Annotated in this window: 17 protein-coding genes; 2 read left to right on the forward strand and 15 right to left on the reverse strand. The window is 32.6% G+C overall.

The window, feature by feature from the left end:
- Positions 1 to 515: 515 nt before the first annotated feature.
- The 4 genes from ACFVT8_RS08850 to ACFVT8_RS08865 form a co-directional block, all read right to left on the reverse strand.
- Positions 516 to 962: a DUF5946 family protein gene (locus ACFVT8_RS08850; RefSeq protein WP_387083239.1), complete on the reverse strand. Its 447-nt coding sequence runs from the start codon at positions 960 to 962 to the stop codon at positions 516 to 518.
- A gap of 209 nt (positions 963 to 1,171) precedes the next feature.
- Positions 1,172 to 1,282 (reverse strand): CPCC family cysteine-rich protein, encoded by a 111-nt coding sequence (locus ACFVT8_RS08855; RefSeq protein ID WP_387083240.1) that lies wholly within the window; start codon positions 1,280 to 1,282, stop codon positions 1,172 to 1,174.
- A gap of 87 nt (positions 1,283 to 1,369) precedes the next feature.
- On the reverse strand, positions 1,370 to 1,738 hold the full coding sequence (locus tag ACFVT8_RS08860) for a barstar family protein (protein WP_387083241.1): 369 nt from the start codon (positions 1,736 to 1,738) through the stop codon (positions 1,370 to 1,372).
- Positions 1,739 to 1,756: 18 nt separating this feature from the next.
- Positions 1,757 to 2,533, reverse strand: a complete 777-nt coding sequence (locus tag ACFVT8_RS08865; protein WP_387083242.1) for an alpha/beta fold hydrolase — start codon at positions 2,531 to 2,533, stop codon at positions 1,757 to 1,759.
- A 467-nt stretch (positions 2,534 to 3,000) separates the two neighbouring features.
- Here ACFVT8_RS08865 and ACFVT8_RS08870 point away from each other — a divergent pair, with 467 nt between their 5' ends.
- The gene (locus tag ACFVT8_RS08870; protein ID WP_387083243.1) at positions 3,001 to 3,198 is read left to right on the forward strand and encodes a hypothetical protein; all 198 of its coding nucleotides are present in this window, start codon (positions 3,001 to 3,003) and stop codon (positions 3,196 to 3,198) included.
- 576 nt (positions 3,199 to 3,774) lie between these two features.
- On the opposite strand, the gene ACFVT8_RS08875 is transcribed toward ACFVT8_RS08870, so the two are convergent.
- The 10 genes from ACFVT8_RS08875 to ACFVT8_RS08920 form a co-directional block, all read right to left on the reverse strand.
- A complete protein-coding gene (locus ACFVT8_RS08875; RefSeq protein ID WP_387083244.1) occupies positions 3,775 to 4,407 on the reverse strand; it encodes a type 1 glutamine amidotransferase family protein in 633 nt (210 codons plus the stop codon).
- A gap of 75 nt (positions 4,408 to 4,482) precedes the next feature.
- On the reverse strand, positions 4,483 to 5,445 hold the full coding sequence (locus ACFVT8_RS08880) for a helix-turn-helix transcriptional regulator (protein ID WP_387083245.1): 963 nt from the start codon (positions 5,443 to 5,445) through the stop codon (positions 4,483 to 4,485).
- Between the two features lie 420 nt (positions 5,446 to 5,865).
- Positions 5,866 to 6,243 carry an SET domain-containing protein gene (locus tag ACFVT8_RS08885; protein ID WP_132358511.1) on the reverse strand — a complete coding sequence of 126 codons (378 nt, stop codon included), beginning with the start codon at positions 6,241 to 6,243 and terminating at the stop codon, positions 5,866 to 5,868.
- 108 nt (positions 6,244 to 6,351) lie between these two features.
- Positions 6,352 to 6,561 carry a hypothetical protein gene (locus ACFVT8_RS08890; RefSeq protein WP_387083246.1) on the reverse strand — a complete coding sequence of 70 codons (210 nt, stop codon included), beginning with the start codon at positions 6,559 to 6,561 and terminating at the stop codon, positions 6,352 to 6,354.
- A 309-nt stretch (positions 6,562 to 6,870) separates the two neighbouring features.
- The gene (locus tag ACFVT8_RS08895; protein ID WP_387083247.1) at positions 6,871 to 7,185 is read right to left on the reverse strand and encodes a thioredoxin family protein; all 315 of its coding nucleotides are present in this window, start codon (positions 7,183 to 7,185) and stop codon (positions 6,871 to 6,873) included.
- Between the two features lie 155 nt (positions 7,186 to 7,340).
- Positions 7,341 to 7,856, reverse strand: coding sequence for a DinB family protein (locus ACFVT8_RS08900; protein ID WP_387083248.1), 516 nt, complete (start codon positions 7,854 to 7,856; stop codon positions 7,341 to 7,343).
- Positions 7,857 to 7,947: 91 nt separating this feature from the next.
- Positions 7,948 to 8,778 carry a CPBP family intramembrane glutamic endopeptidase gene (locus tag ACFVT8_RS08905; RefSeq protein ID WP_387083249.1) on the reverse strand — a complete coding sequence of 277 codons (831 nt, stop codon included), beginning with the start codon at positions 8,776 to 8,778 and terminating at the stop codon, positions 7,948 to 7,950.
- Between the two features lie 159 nt (positions 8,779 to 8,937).
- Positions 8,938 to 9,540, reverse strand: coding sequence for an NDxxF motif lipoprotein (locus ACFVT8_RS08910; RefSeq protein WP_387083394.1), 603 nt, complete (start codon positions 9,538 to 9,540; stop codon positions 8,938 to 8,940).
- Between the two features lie 284 nt (positions 9,541 to 9,824).
- Positions 9,825 to 10,619 (reverse strand): MerR family transcriptional regulator, encoded by a 795-nt coding sequence (locus ACFVT8_RS08915; protein WP_387083250.1) that lies wholly within the window; start codon positions 10,617 to 10,619, stop codon positions 9,825 to 9,827.
- A gap of 259 nt (positions 10,620 to 10,878) precedes the next feature.
- A complete protein-coding gene (locus tag ACFVT8_RS08920) occupies positions 10,879 to 11,754 on the reverse strand; it encodes a helix-turn-helix domain-containing protein (protein WP_387083251.1) in 876 nt (291 codons plus the stop codon).
- A 306-nt stretch (positions 11,755 to 12,060) separates the two neighbouring features.
- Between ACFVT8_RS08920 and ACFVT8_RS08925 the strand changes: the two genes are divergently transcribed.
- Positions 12,061 to 13,263 (forward strand): macrolide family glycosyltransferase, encoded by a 1,203-nt coding sequence (locus ACFVT8_RS08925; protein ID WP_387083252.1) that lies wholly within the window; start codon positions 12,061 to 12,063, stop codon positions 13,261 to 13,263.
- A gap of 283 nt (positions 13,264 to 13,546) precedes the next feature.
- Here the strand turns inward: ACFVT8_RS08925 and ACFVT8_RS08930 are convergent, their stop codons facing one another.
- On the reverse strand, positions 13,547 to 15,208 hold the full coding sequence (locus ACFVT8_RS08930; RefSeq protein WP_387083253.1) for a M28 family peptidase: 1,662 nt from the start codon (positions 15,206 to 15,208) through the stop codon (positions 13,547 to 13,549).
- Between the last annotated feature and the right edge of the window lie 173 nt (positions 15,209 to 15,381).

Below are 15,381 nucleotides of genomic sequence, written 5' to 3' on the forward strand. Positions count from 1 at the left end.
TTAATTAAAAAAATGAAAGGTGGGAATTGAAATGATTTATATGATCAAAAGACGTTATGCAGTTTTATGGGTGGAGAAAGACACAACCACCAGATGAAGTAATATAAAGTGACATATAGCTATTTAATTTTATAATCTCAGTAAATTTAACCCGTTCTAATTTAGGACGGGTTGCTTCAGGAGGTATTTTGCACTTTTTTAAGCGATATTTTACACATACAACTTGATGTAGTTTAAGAAAATGCGGAATTACAATGTTAGGGAAATTCTAATTCTAAAAAGCGTAATTCCTCGATACTAAAATTGAATTTAGCAATTTTTAGCTTAATTCCATTATTCTGCACCGTTAGTACAATAAGAAAAAAGAGCTGTCTAAGCAGCTCAATGGTCTTCAAGTAAAGTACCCGTTAGTGAAAGAAAGAAGAATAATTAGTAATGGTAATACCCTATTCCTTTGATTATTTTTCATACTTGTACATTTGTAGAGGGATAATTTTCATTGAACTAATACCCTATTACTTTAATTCGATTCTTATTTGATCTTTCCACTTATTTATGTTTTCGATCGCATTTTTTTCTTTCCCTATATATATATCATTGATTGTCATAGACCAAAATTTAAATGTACGCTGTCTATCCTTATTAGGTACAGGATTTGTTATTTTATCTATATTGCTAACTAATTCACGGTTTCTCTTTAGAATATAAGCTACTTCCCATTCCTTATCATATGCTTCAGTAAATAATGTAATTAAATATCTATACCCTTTTTCTGTATAATTTGATGGATGTTGTATCATATAACAGGAAACAAGCCAGAAATGTAAAGCATATAATGCTGGATCATTATGCTCCCAAACAAGTGGGAAACCAAATTGCTCATAACATGAATATCCCTCTATCTCTTTTGCCCCACATTCGACACATCGTCCCAATTTCATTTCTGTATCGTTATTAACCATAATTAATTTTCCTTTCCATAACTTAATTATAACCATATAAATTTTAAGTCATCACGTTACGTAAATGTCAATTAATTGTGTAATCCTGGTTCTTATATTTTTCAACTGTTATTTGTAGCTTTAAAATAAAGTTCGATTAAAACTCATTTAGAATTCTTCAATAGAAAAGGAATAAAATGGTACATCTTTTTTTTATAAATAGTCCGACTTTATTTCAAAGCTACACTTGGCTCTACAACTCTGTCTTTAAATCTTTCCTTACTTGCTCCGTAAATCTTGAAATTCCTTTGTGCTTGTCTCAAAGATACTTCATTATTCAATTAAACTGCTCCGTTAGCACAACAAGAAAAAAGATGCTGCTCCTGCAACACCTTGTTTAACTCTTACACCCGTTACTTTAATAAGAATTATTCTAATATCAATGTTACATTTTTGTTATCAAGGATTATTTCTTTTATTGAGTCGAATATAGTTGGACTCTTATTCATTTTCGCATCCTTTATTTCTTGTAGTACATATTTTTTATTACTTGGATGGCACCTTTCCAAATTTTCATTGAGTTTAATTATTGTTTCTTCATATCCTAAATCATTTTTAGATTTATCGGAATTTCTCCAAATAATTGTATATTCTTCCTCAACTTCAATTTCACCAAAACCACCAAACAAAATATCATTAAATGCATCGAGGTTTCCGTTCCACTTATACTTTCCAGAAAGGACAACTCTAGATAACTCCTTACAATTATTCCTTAAAGCTTGAAAAATTATTCCCATCTGCCCATTGCTATTTTCTCAATTTTTGTAATGATTCTGGATAAACTCATCAATTTTTTCGTTTAATTTATCTGCTGCCTTCGTCGGAATTTGGTGCTTTTCTTTTTCTAAAAACATTAATTTATTATTAGGCAACTTTTCATGTAGTAAGTAGGCATATTCATAAAATGCTTTGTCTTTTGTACCAAAAATAAGCAAAACAGGTGATTTAATCTTATAAAGTCGACTTGTACAATTATAGTGTAGACTATAATTGAAATACTGCTGGATATTTTGTACGTCTCCATAAGATGCATCTTTGTAAAGTTTCTTAAATACTTGTCGTGTCTTAGAATTCCCCCATGAAATAGCAAGTGTAAGAACAGATATGGCTTTTTTATTTGCTAGTCTAACTGCTAAAGAAATTCTTTGCTTTAAATAAAGATCTTTCACTTCTGACATTCCACTAATTACGATACCACCTAATGCCCTGCTGGAATGGGTCAATAGAAATTCTAATAAAATCGAGCCTCCAGTTGAATATCCACAAATAAATGCTTTCTCAACACATAAATAATCCAGTAAATTAACAATATCATTAACAATGAGTGAGTAGGTGATTGATTGTTTGGAATAAACACTTTTACCATGTCCTCTAATATCAAAGGTGATCACTTTATATCTTTTAGATAAATGTTCTAATTGATAAAGAAAATTTGTGCTTGTCAGTAATGGTGGGTGAATGAAGATAATTGGCGTGCCCTCACCCTTTACTTGATAATATATGCTGCCACCTTCTACATCTAACATAGGCACTTCTAATCACCTCGAATTTAGCAAAGAACCAAGATAACTTTTCATCTTGATCCATAAAGCTTCTAATGAATCTACACGTTCTTTGTATTATTCTTATAAAAATGCAAAATCTAAATTAATGGTTATCATGTACTCCCATCAATTATGCCTCGGCATAATTCCATGACATCCGCCGGAGGCTTTAACTTCTTTCACCAGGTGTTTGAACATCCGCTGGAAAGTAACTTAAACTCGCATTCATAATTAAATATTATTTTAATACAGGTTTAGTATTGGAAATCGAGCTAAAACTATACTGCGCATTTTTTGGGTTATTTTTGTGTATTTCGATACTCTCAAACCAATTGTAGAAAGGCACTAGAACATTACAGATAGCAAACAGATAACTAATTACATTTGTCTGTTGTTTTTTATCTGTATATTTAATGATACATTCACCAAAATGATAATACTAAGGAGGTTATACAATGAAGAAAATATTTTATACAGGAGTATTGTCTACATTAATACTAACTGCATGTAGTGAGGATGAAGCTGCATCTAAAGAAGAAGCTCCAGCTAGTGAGCAAAAAGAAGCTAAAGAAAAAACTGTTAATGCTTATTCTGAAGAAGTTTCTAAGAATCCTATCGATGAAGCAGCTAAGGAGCTGGTTTCAGAGTCTTAGGGTGTGAAGATGCTACGGCTTTTTAACGTAGAGGAAACCTTAATTTGAACAAATTAAAATTGAGTGTATCGCACGCACTTATATATGCTGTGGCGTTGGTTGACCGTCACGGCTTTTCGTTATATTGTGCAGAAACACACGCTGTAACTTTTTTATGAATAAATCCCCTTAAATCTGTACACTCTATGAATGTCTTAGATGTCTCACACTAACTAAAGACTGTAGCGTTGGCGAGCGCCGCAGTTTTTTATTGCATTTAAATGACTAGTAAATAGATAAAAATTTATCTATTTACTAGATTATAATGTATAAAATAGTAATAGCAACCTCTAAAGTTGTCGTTAAAATTGTAAGGTAATAATAAAGTTATTTAATTTTGATTCAATCGCGCCATCGATCGTTGATTATCGTTCCAACATTATTGCCAAAGAAAAAAGCACACCGTTGTTCAATAAGATTAAAAAGAGATTTAGTTACCAATTCTATTTATAACAACTTCAAAAACCATACTTTGACATTGTCTAAAGCATGATTTTTATTTGAACTAATATAAAACTGCTAAGTTGATTTTTTAGCTTAGCTATTTATTGAATTCATTAACTGGAAGAAGTATTCAGGTTTATGAGTCTTATTTAGGCTATACCATGAATGTAATGTGTCGGGTGCAAATACATCTAATTTTTTCAGTACTTCCATCGTAAATTCTAGAGGTGCTACTCCTGATGCAGTAATCAAATTCTCACTAGATACCGCCGGTCTCATCTCATAAAATTTTTCTCCTTTATAATTAGGACAGACCATTTTAATATACTCTAAGTCATTGCTTGTGTGTTTTCTAGAATCTAAGTATCCCTTATCCGCAAGGGCCTCAGTTGCACCACAAATTGCAGCAACAATAGTACCAAACTTTAAAGCTTCGCCAATTCTTTTTAAGATAGGTTGATGAATATCTTCTCTCCAAGTAGTCCCTCCAGGTAAGACTAAAAGATCTTTACTCTCAAGTGTACATTCATCAATAGAAATATTTGGTTGTATGCTCAGCCCTCCCATCGTAGTAATCATTTCTTTACTAGTTCCTACTGTAACTACTTCTAAAGGGGCTAAACCTTTTTTGAAATATCTTCCAGAATTTAGTTCAGCAATTAAATATCCATATTCCCAGTCTGACATTGTATTAAATACATAAAGATAAACTTTTTTTGTTTGCATCCAATAACGCTCCAATCACAATTAATATAGCCTATTATAATATAACTTCCCTGACAGCTAACGTCAGGGAAGTTATCATACTTGATGAAATTTTATTAATTCAGACAGAACTTCAATAAGTCTTTTCTTAAGACTTATTGGCTCAATAACTTTAATAGATTTATTGTACGGTAAAAGTAAATAAGGTACATATGTATGTATTATATCTTTTTCAAGAAGAAAAACTGCTTGATTTGAAGTCCGTTCTTGTAAATAATGTCCTAAAAACCAATGTTGGCAAATATCAGCCAATACACTTTTATCCCCATTAATAACCAAAGAAATAATCCCTTCCTTATCTTCTATAGTAGGAAGAAGATTTTTTATAAAAAAGTCACGTGCTGAAAAATTTTCTGGCCGGTTAAACTTATTTTCGGTTAGCATTTGACTTTCAATTCGATCTACTCTAAAACTACGGATATCATTCCTAAGATGACAAAATCCAATCACATACCACTTATTATTCCAATAGATAATTCTGTACGGATCGAACAATCTATAATTTAATTGCTTTTCGCCACTTTTATGGTAAAGAATTTTTACTGAGTACCCGTCAGCTACGGCCTGCTCCAACTCCTTCAAAAAAGGTTCCATAGAGAGTGAACTTAATCGACTTATTACTTCAAGACTGGTTAAACGTTGGCTTATCTTTGTTTCCTGCTCTTGATTTGAGTATTTACTTAGTTTTGAAATGGCCCTATTTAGTGCTTCACCTCCATAATATCCGGCTTCTTCTGCAAAAATAGCAGCGTGAAATAGTGAAGTTTGCTCCTCAAAATCAAAAAAAAGAGGAGCCTCAATAAAATTGTTCAATAAAGTGTATCCACCGTTATGTCCTGGTTCTGAAATTATAGGTACGCCACTTGTTGAAATTGTATCAATATAACGATACACAGTCCTTATATTCATCTCTAACTTTTCTGAAATTTGTTTTGCAGTAATTTTTTCACCTGAACGAAGCATCCATAGAATTGCTAACATGTTGTCAATTTTAGGCATATAACTCCACCTCTATATAGAATTTATTATCTATCATATAAGTTTATTTTTCTTAATTAGTACTAAGTAAACTTTAGTTTATCATTTAACTTATTTCCTTGAATTAGATTATTCTGTCTTGTTAGTTTAAGTATGATTCTTAACAATCTATTTCTGATTTTTAGTATAACCCATCAACTGCGTTATTCCACAATCTGGCCCGATTGTTGAACAACGAGTTAAAACAACACTCTTCAACTAACCTGCGCCGTTAGTTCAAAAAAGAAAAAAAGAGCTACTTATGCCTCATTGGACAATAATGCCCACACTCCACTTGAATCACGTTGTACAGTAGAAGCAAACATACCTTATAAATAACATCAACAAAAAGAGCGCCAATCCTTGTTGGATCAACGCCCTGATTTATATTGTAAATCCTTTTTATTCCTGATCAAACCATAGTAGCTCTTTGTCATCAACGTCGCCATTATAATTGATTAGAATTTCATCTCCTGCTTTAATATCTGTGTAAGCAAAGAAGTCAAAAGTGCGATTTTTAAAATTAATCTCATACGTTGCATTTGGTTCATAAGAATGGTTAAACAACATCCCATAACCAAGAAGGATAGCAGATTGACCGATTCCATACTCAAAAGCATAATCACCGAGTAAGGTTTGCTCAATGTATTGGTGCTGTTCGTTTGGATAAGAAATAACAGGTGCTTCGTGTAAAAGCTCTCCTTTTTTGATATCACATGTTGCAAATACCCCTCTATTGAATTCTCCATCACTTAAAGGAGATGTTTTGATCTCTATCATGTTTGTTCTCCTACTCACTTTTAATATATTCTTTTTAGCTGTAACATTGAGCTCTTTTTTTACCTGTTGTAAAGCGTATAGCTAATACGTCGTTTATCATTTATACGGTTAGCGTGACTCTTTTGGTGGTTGGCAAACTTCACATTTACGTTGATGTTTATTTTTAAATTTTGTAAATGTTTTTTCAAAGTTGTTACCACACGCACATTTTAATAGTAACTTTTGAGAGAAACCGTGATATTCAGTCGTTAGTAACTTACTTTCCGAATTACTTTCAACAAATTCTTTAATTTTATCAATCGTCCATTTTTTATTCAATCTCTTACACCTCTATATTTTATCTCATCTCTATGCGGAGGCTTTCTTGGCATCCGTTCAGTTATAAGGAACGTCTATATTACCTTAAGCTACTTATTATAACATGAACTGGTATATAATAAAACAGATTCTAGATAGCTTAATCTTACATCTTACTACAAATATTGATGTGTCAACGGTTTCTATTCCTCAAAAGTTATTATTGGAAATATTTCTATTGTTACAAGTGTGCTTCCCGAAATTCGGAAATACTTAAGTAAACTCTAGAAAGAGTTATTTTCACCGGTCTTTCAACCATAATTGCATACATCAAATTCCAATCATCTGCTTCAGTTTTTCAAAAGGTACATATCCAACAATCGGTTCTTGTGATTTATTACGAATTATCAATTGAGAATTAGGAATTCCCATTACCCTATATTCCGCTGCAATATCTGGGCTTTTTTCTACATTCACCTTTATAACTTTTACCTTACCACTAAATTCTTCACTGAGTTGATTTAAAACCCCTGCGAACATTTTACATGGGCCACACCACTCAGCCCAAAAATTAATTAACACAATTTTTTTTGTATTTAAGTGTTCTCTTAATTCTTTCATTGTTGTGACATGAACAATCGACATATTCCTTTTCCTCCTTCATGAAAATAAAAATCTTGAAGTTATAATATGCTATTAATTATTATTAGCCCCTGCTATCCCACATCCGATTACATGAAGAACCTTTAATATCCCTGATTTAAATTGGCCTTCGAATCATGCTACGATTGCTGTATTATTTAGAAAGAATTTAAATTGGCAAGTATCTGAAAAATCTGTCCTTTGTGATGTGACTCATGTTCGAGAAGATGGTAAATAACCCACTCAGGTGTGACATCGTAATGAGGGAGATTTCTGGATGTACGCCAATCCTCCAAGTCCATTGAACGAAAATGGAACAGCAGTTCATCACGTACACATTGTAGACGATGTAAATGTTCATCTAATGTTTGTCCCTCTATATGGCTTAAGGTGCCATCCTCATTACGGTCTTCTTGAGGAAATAAGGAACGGATCTTTGGATTCCATTTACCGCCAAGTACCTCTTCATATAGCCAGTCTGCTTCAATTAAAGCGATATGGTATAACAACGATCCGATTGAATGACCATTAAGTTTGGCATCGAGCTGTTGCTGACCTATGTCAGCTATTTTTTTTAAAAGCGTACGCCGAACATCTTCCAAACACCATATCCAGCGACCAATCTCTGTTTCAAAATCTGATAACGGAACGACAACTAATTTTTCTCTCTTCATCTAATTTCCCTCCATTTTTCCCGAAATTTTCCTACTTGAATAATAACCCCCACTAGCTGTTCGCAGATCAACTCCCACTACTCGTTCTTAACTATCTATAAACCATATAGTGCTTTTCATTTGTATCTTTCTTTCCATACAATACGTTTTTGGGATTTATCACGATGAGTAAAACTGCTACTACTGAATAAAGAATTGCGCTATACATGATTAATTCTAGTAAGTTGCCGTTTATTAAACCAATAAAGAAATTAAATAATTGGTGGATGATGATTGGAATGACTAGATTTTGATTCAAGTTATAAAATGCTGTCATGACGATTTTAGTGAATATGAGTGCAATCATAAAGAATACAATATATTTGATTAATTCAATACCCACAAGACCTGTAGTGAACCATATGGGTAGATGCCACAGACCCCACCAAAATCCAATGATGATCGAAGCTTTTAATGGTGAATGCTTCTTTTGAAGCTCCATTTGAGCGAAACCTCTCCACCCTAGCTCTTCTCCTAGTGGCCCAGAAAGAAGGTTTTTAAAAAAGAAATAAATCAGCATTCCCCATGAAGAAACAGTAAAAATTGAGTCTACTTCACTGTTTTTCGATACGAGAAATACAATCATCAAAAATATGAATGTTTGAATCAACATCGCAGTAAGAATCACAGAAAGCTTAAGTTTATTGTTAAATTTATCTTTAACAAATTGGATTAAACTCTGCTCAGGATAGATTTTTTTAAACAATAGTACAAAAGCAAAAGTTGAGGACCAAGCTGCTATACAGAACATTACATCAAAGACCCATGTAGGAAATCCTAACAAGTGTATGGCTCCTACAAGACAAAAAAGTGGCAAAAAGATGAGATTGGTAAGTAAAATAAAACTTGCTACTGGTTTTTTTAGTTTCTTTTTTCTATTCATACATATTCCCCGCTTCAAACTAAGTTTTCGTAAAAAATTTTAAGAACACCTTTAGCTTAAACCTAGGGGTAACTCACAGGTCAACACTCTTACCACCTCAAAATCCCAAAATAAAAAAATACCCTTCAAAGACTTAAAGGGTAATTAAATATATTCTTTCTATTCATCAAAGTATGTAGTTTTAATATTTTTCTCGTCCAAAAATTTTTCGATTTTTTGTTGCTGCCTTCCGTTCGCTTTAGTAAAATGCTCTGAGGCAAAATTTGATATATCTGTCAAGTTACCATTTTCGACCATACCACCAATTTCATCTTCAAATTGTATTAAAGTTGCTCTGATAGATGAAACAAATTCATAGATTGTCTTTGAAGGTTCTTTATAATCATCCGGGATATTATTATTACTAATAAAATCATTGAAATTCGTATCATTCTTTTCCCCTTCAGCTATTAATGTATTTAATTTTTCCTGATCGGATTTAGTAGCATCCTCATAAAGATAAATAATATTTTCAATTTCTTTATCTATCACATGACTATAATCCATATACTTTTTTATACTAGCTTTCATTTCATCTTCACTAATAGTTTCATTCTTTTTTTTAGAAACAAATATATCGTCTGGTATTTTAACAAGTACATTGTTAACGGATTTTTCCTTGCTTTCTTTATTGCTTTCTTCGTTAGGTGTTGTATAGTGTGAACAAGCACACATCAATACAATAGTGAACGCCATTAATAGTAATAAAGTAAACCTTTTCATATTAATCTCCTTTTCAATCCATTTTGTCATTAATTTCACGCTTTCATCTCTATTTCCTCATGTGCAGTGAACGAATCATTTTGCAATAAAATGATTTGGTCTAAAATAAGCTCTTTCTCACGCATTTCGCATCATAGTGTACTAGTCAAATAGTACACTATGACTCTTAAGTCCGCAAGCATTAAATACAAATAAAAGGAAGAACCCCTAAATATAGGACTCTCCCTCTATAAAACTAAATTGAATAAAGTATGCCTCTTAAGCAAGGCGAGGATATAATAAGTTCACTTGATAGGTGCATAAATCTCTAAAAATACACGTTCAAGTCCATCTTCATAAGTGGTCAATAAGAGGTTTATATAAACTAGACCCAAAAGTTCATACCCTTTTTCTATTGCTACGTTTCTTAAACTAGCTTCAACGTTATGATCAATACTCTTTCCACCAGTTGACCATCTTCCATCTTCAATAATTGTATACAAACATTTTAGATGAGATAGAATTTCACCATCTATTTCTTCATTAAGGTCTTCCACTTTTCTTACGATGATAAACTTATCTTCTATCATACCTTCTTCATTGAAGTTAATGATTCTTCTTAAAGATGTGAGCGTAACTGCTTTTTTTAAGCTGTCCACATTCTTTTTCAATGTGTCATATTCATCATATGCAGTAAAATGTTCTATTTCCCCCTTTATTTCTAAAGGTTTCATTTCCTTAACTATGTATTGTCCTAAAAATTGTTTAATTTTCTCACAATCTTCCATTACTATTTGAAGCTTTTTTAATAGAAGTTTTTTATATTCTATTTCCCGTAAAACCTCTTGTTCTTTCTCTTCTAATATTGACTGTATTCCTTTAATACTCTTACTTTTTCGTAATTCCTGGATTTTTTTAATTTCAATATCGATTTCTCTATAGAAATTTACTGTTGTTATATCATAAATATCAAAATGATTATATTTTCTATATCCATTCTCCATATTTTGCTCTGGCTTTACTAATTCCTTTTTCTCGTAAAATTTCAAGGTATCTCTAGATACACCTAAAAAATTAGCTACTTGGCCAATTGTGTACATTTTAGTCTCCTATCTTTGATGCAAACTCTTTAAGATGTTTTATTTCATCTATATAACCATATAATACCATCCTTTCAACAAGGGATGCCAGATGATACTCTGACCAAGCAACGGGAGGTTTATTAGTCCATATTTACAGCTTAATTGAAGTAAGTAAGACCTTACGTTTTTTAACTTGTTTATTTCAAATAATAAAGTTCTTTTTCTAATAAAAACAAAAAATAAGAGCTGTCGAAACAGCTCCAGGCTTCTAAAAACTTTATTCTTCAAATGATAAATTTGTCGGTTCCTCTAAAAGATGATTTTCAAAACTAATATGGGTTGTAGGAATATCGATATCAACTACCTCAAAACTAAGCCCGTCCAGCCAAACTTCCCCTTTTCCTGTCAGTAAAATACCGAATGATATTATTGCACTATTTTCTGGTACATCCAGAACTATAGAATGTCGATTCCAACTATTTGTACCAATGATTGGTCTATCACTCATATTATCAAACTGCAGGATATCCTCCGATGCATTATCTACTCGCATCCAAAGTCCTGAGAATTGTTTAACATTGTCAGTTTTAATAAATCCTGAGAGTTTAACTCTTTTATTTCTAAATTCATTTGCCTTAAATTGTTGCATCATTGTTGCAAATTCATCTTGATCCTGAACAGTTTTTGATTTTAAATATCCTGATGCTTTTCCTTGATGTACAGTTTCCTGATCTATTCCTATTTCATAATTATATGGATGACTTCCACTAATGAACCAGCCTTTAATTTTCTCTTCCATTATTGATTCCTCCTTGTTTTTTCTCATAGCTCTCATTACTTTTCTGTATTGCCCTGGTGGCAGACCATATAGTTTTTTAAATGCTCGTGTAAAGGATTCTTGTGACTCAAATTGATAATAAAGCGCGATATCAATAATTCTTTCATTCGTATGAAGAAGTATACTTGCAGCATTTGCAAGTCGCCTCATTCGAATATATTCTGTGACAGACATTCCAACAGAGGATTGAAAAACCCTGTGAAAATGATATCTTGAAAATCCGCTAACTGCATCAATATCATCTGTAGAAATTTGCTCATGTAAATGTGATTCAACCCAATTTATTGTTTTTTGAATTAGCCAATCATTTTTCAACGGTATTTCACCTCCCCTTCACTTATAATCATAACGAATAAAAATTAATGATTTTTGACTTTTTTTGCGATATTCTTCAAAACCAGAGATACTTTAACAAAACATCTTCAAATAAATTGATTTACTACACTCTAATCCAAGTGTAAAAGTATATAAGTAGCTATTTTTCTCCTTTTACAATTTCACTAAATGCTAATACTTGCTAAAAGATCTTACGGTGCCTTAACATAGTTAAGCAATGATATGTGACAGTATCCATTACTCTTACACAATCTTGAAAATATCTTTATTTAAGGAGTGGTAGAATTGGCACGTGTTTTATTTATTAATGGTGGATCTGAAGGACATATCAATCCCACTATTGGTGTTGTGCAGGAGCTAATTGCTCGAGGAGAAGAGGTCGTATTCTTTACGATTGAAGCTTTTCGAGAGCGTATTGAGAAGACAGGAGCGACTGTGCGCACATTTGATGGTCAAAAATTTATCAAAGCCTTTATCTCAGGTGGAAGAAATCATTTACTTGAGAGGGTTAACGGACTTTTACTTACAGCAGATGTCGTCATACCTAGCGTTCTTGAACAAATTAAAGGCGAGCATTTTGATTACATCATCCACGATTCTATGTTTGGTTGTGGCCATTTAATTGCCAAAATCCTTAAGCTTCCGGCAATCAATTCATGTACATCTTTTGCTGAGACTAAACAATCATTCGATAAAACATTAGAACATCTTTCGCAAAATGTTCCTACTGAAGTTTTAAAAAAAATCAATGACGATTTTCAAAATCTAACAACAAAAATTAAAGAACAATATGATGTTGAAATCAATTCTCCATATGAAGTTTTTTGTAATCCCGCACCGCTTACTATCGTTTATACAACTAGAGAATTTCAACCTTTTGGAGAAACATTTGACCAAGCCTATAAATTTGTAGGTCCATCCATCTCTTCACGATTAACGAAAGAAGATTTCGATCTTACTGCAATCAAAGGAAAAAGCCCCATTTACATTTCACTCGGTACTGTCTTAAATCAAGCCATTGATTTCTATAAGCTTTGTTTTAAGGCATTTGGAAATACTGAGCATACTGTAGTCATGTCTATTGGAGGTCAAACTCAACTTGATGAATTAGGAGAGATTCCTGAAAACTTCATTGTAAAAAATTATGTTCCACAAACTGAACTGCTAAAATTCACAAAATTATTTATCACACATGGTGGCATGAACAGCACCAATGAAGCTCTCTATAACGGGGTTCCGCTAATCGTAATCCCACTAAGTGCGGATCAGCCCGTAATTGCTGAACAAGTTACTAACATAGGAGCAGGTATTCAATTACAAATGCAAAGTTTGACGGCAAATCAACTTAATGAAGCTGTCAATCACGTGTTAAACCACCCTCCCTTCCGTAAGGCTGTTGCAAATATAAAAGAATCCTTCCAAACATCAGGTGGGTATCACAAAGCTGTTGATGAAATTTTCAATTTTAAAAGTCAATTCGGTATTTAAAAGCTGCCATTATTGGTGGCTTTTTTTTATGGTATACCATTTACAATTTATGGCGCGAAACTTTATAAAGCAATATTTTTACGTAGATCAAAAAAAGTTGGGTAAACATATAACGAGTTCGAAAATTATAATTTAGTATGTAGATCAACAATGTACCTTGGGAAATTATCTAGCTGAGTAACTACAGTGCATTAGCAATCTATTTTTTCTGAATGATTTTGCTCAGACAAAGAAAAGGAGAAAAATGAAGTCGCTTTTCTCCTCTTTTTTATATAAAACTTGGCTATGCTTCACAATCATCAGTCATTAACAAATTCACGATTCCTATTATAGGGAATGTAATGATTGCTGTTAGAATAGCTAATATAGGTGCTATACTAATTGTTTGTGCCACATACATCAAATACATAATTGGCGCAAGTAATAAAATACTTGGAACTGTCCAGCCCGCAACTGCAATATAATGATAAACACCCTTCGCCCAATTTGCTTTAAAAATGATTGGTACGACCAATAGCAAACTAATAATCATCGGAATCGTAAATGCATAACTTATACCTTTGAACGTAAGACTAGTCATCACGGACAAGGCAATCCATACAATTTGCGTAGCCATCGCGAAATTTGCAAGACCGTATTTTTTCCAAATCCACTTCACAAAAAAGAAACAAAACACAATAGCGAGTAAGACCATCAACGTAAGAATTGCCGGATCATAAGGACCAAACATAACCATATTATATTTATCTATTCCACCATTAAATACAATTGTTAAAAGACTTATTAGGAGGAAATAGAAGAAGAAAACGACAACAAGACTACCTATCATCGTAAAGAAACTTAAAGCAAAACCTTTAATTTTTATCACTTGCTTTTTAAAACTGAAAAAGTAAATAACGGCTGTTAAGACAAGTAAAACAATCATCATTGGGATGACTATCTTTTCGGAATACACAACTAATGTTTTTTTCATTAACGGGAAGTATATTGCATCACTTTTACTTTCTTCTAAGGCTTGAAACTCTTTTGCATCCATCATCATATACTTTTTCACTAAAGGAAAAGCATAGCTCCCAAAGTGACGAATTGTTCCCTCATCACTATTTTCCACACGATCTATCTCCGTATGATATGCCTCTAATCCATTCATATTTGCAAAATTATAGCCTAATTTTTCTGCCACTTTTAATTCTGTAAAATCTGTATCGTTCGGCATCCTTTTATACATTTCAGAAGCAAATGAGTAAGCTACGGGGTACGGAACGATCTCTTTATAAAATTGCACTAACTTTAAATCATTTGGACTCGTTTCAAACAAAATTGGTACCCCTTTATTTCCTCTTGCTTCGAAATTAAACATTACGCTTACTTTATTCAAAACATCCGTTCGCTCTTTAAAAGCATTCGCTCCAAGTAAACCTGGCTCCTCACCGTCTGTTAGCACAAAATAGATTGTATTTTTAGGTACCGGCATTTGTTTTAATGCTCTTGCTGTCTCCATAATTGTGACAACGCCGTAACCATCATCTGACGCTCCAGGAGCCTCTGTTACAGAATCATAATGAGCTGTTAATAAAATCGCATTATCATCTCCTGATGTCCCCGGGATTTTCGCAATAATATTTTCCACAGTCTCTGCATCTATTTCTACGGCATACTTCTTATCTTTAAGATCCTTAACTGGCTTCGATTGAATTTCAACAGGCATATCTAAACTTTGGAAGTATTTGACAATATATTCTTTGACCTTTTTATTCGCAGGAGAGCCCATTGGATGTGGTTCCTTTGCAACTTCTTTTAAATAATCAAGAGCTCGTTCTGATGAAAAATCCTTTTCGGTTTCCCCCATTTCTTCTGTAGTAGGACTTAAAAATTGACTAAAACTTATAAAAAGCGTTAATAATCCTAGTAATATCGCAAAAATAAGCAATTTTCTTTTTTTCACCTATTACTCTCCTTATTCTTATTTACTTAATACCGTATTTCATAGCACCTAGACATATCATATGTTTTATTTTTGTTTTTTTTCCAATCATTCAATTTCATTCTAAGAAATCCCTTAAAGGCAATTCGATTTTACATAAAAAATTCTTGATATTACATCATTTCCACCTTATC

Origin of the sequence: Lysinibacillus sp. NPDC058147 (genome assembly GCF_042884205.1) — a bacterium.
In the GTDB taxonomy this organism is placed as follows: domain Bacteria; phylum Bacillota; class Bacilli; order Bacillales_A; family Planococcaceae; genus Lysinibacillus.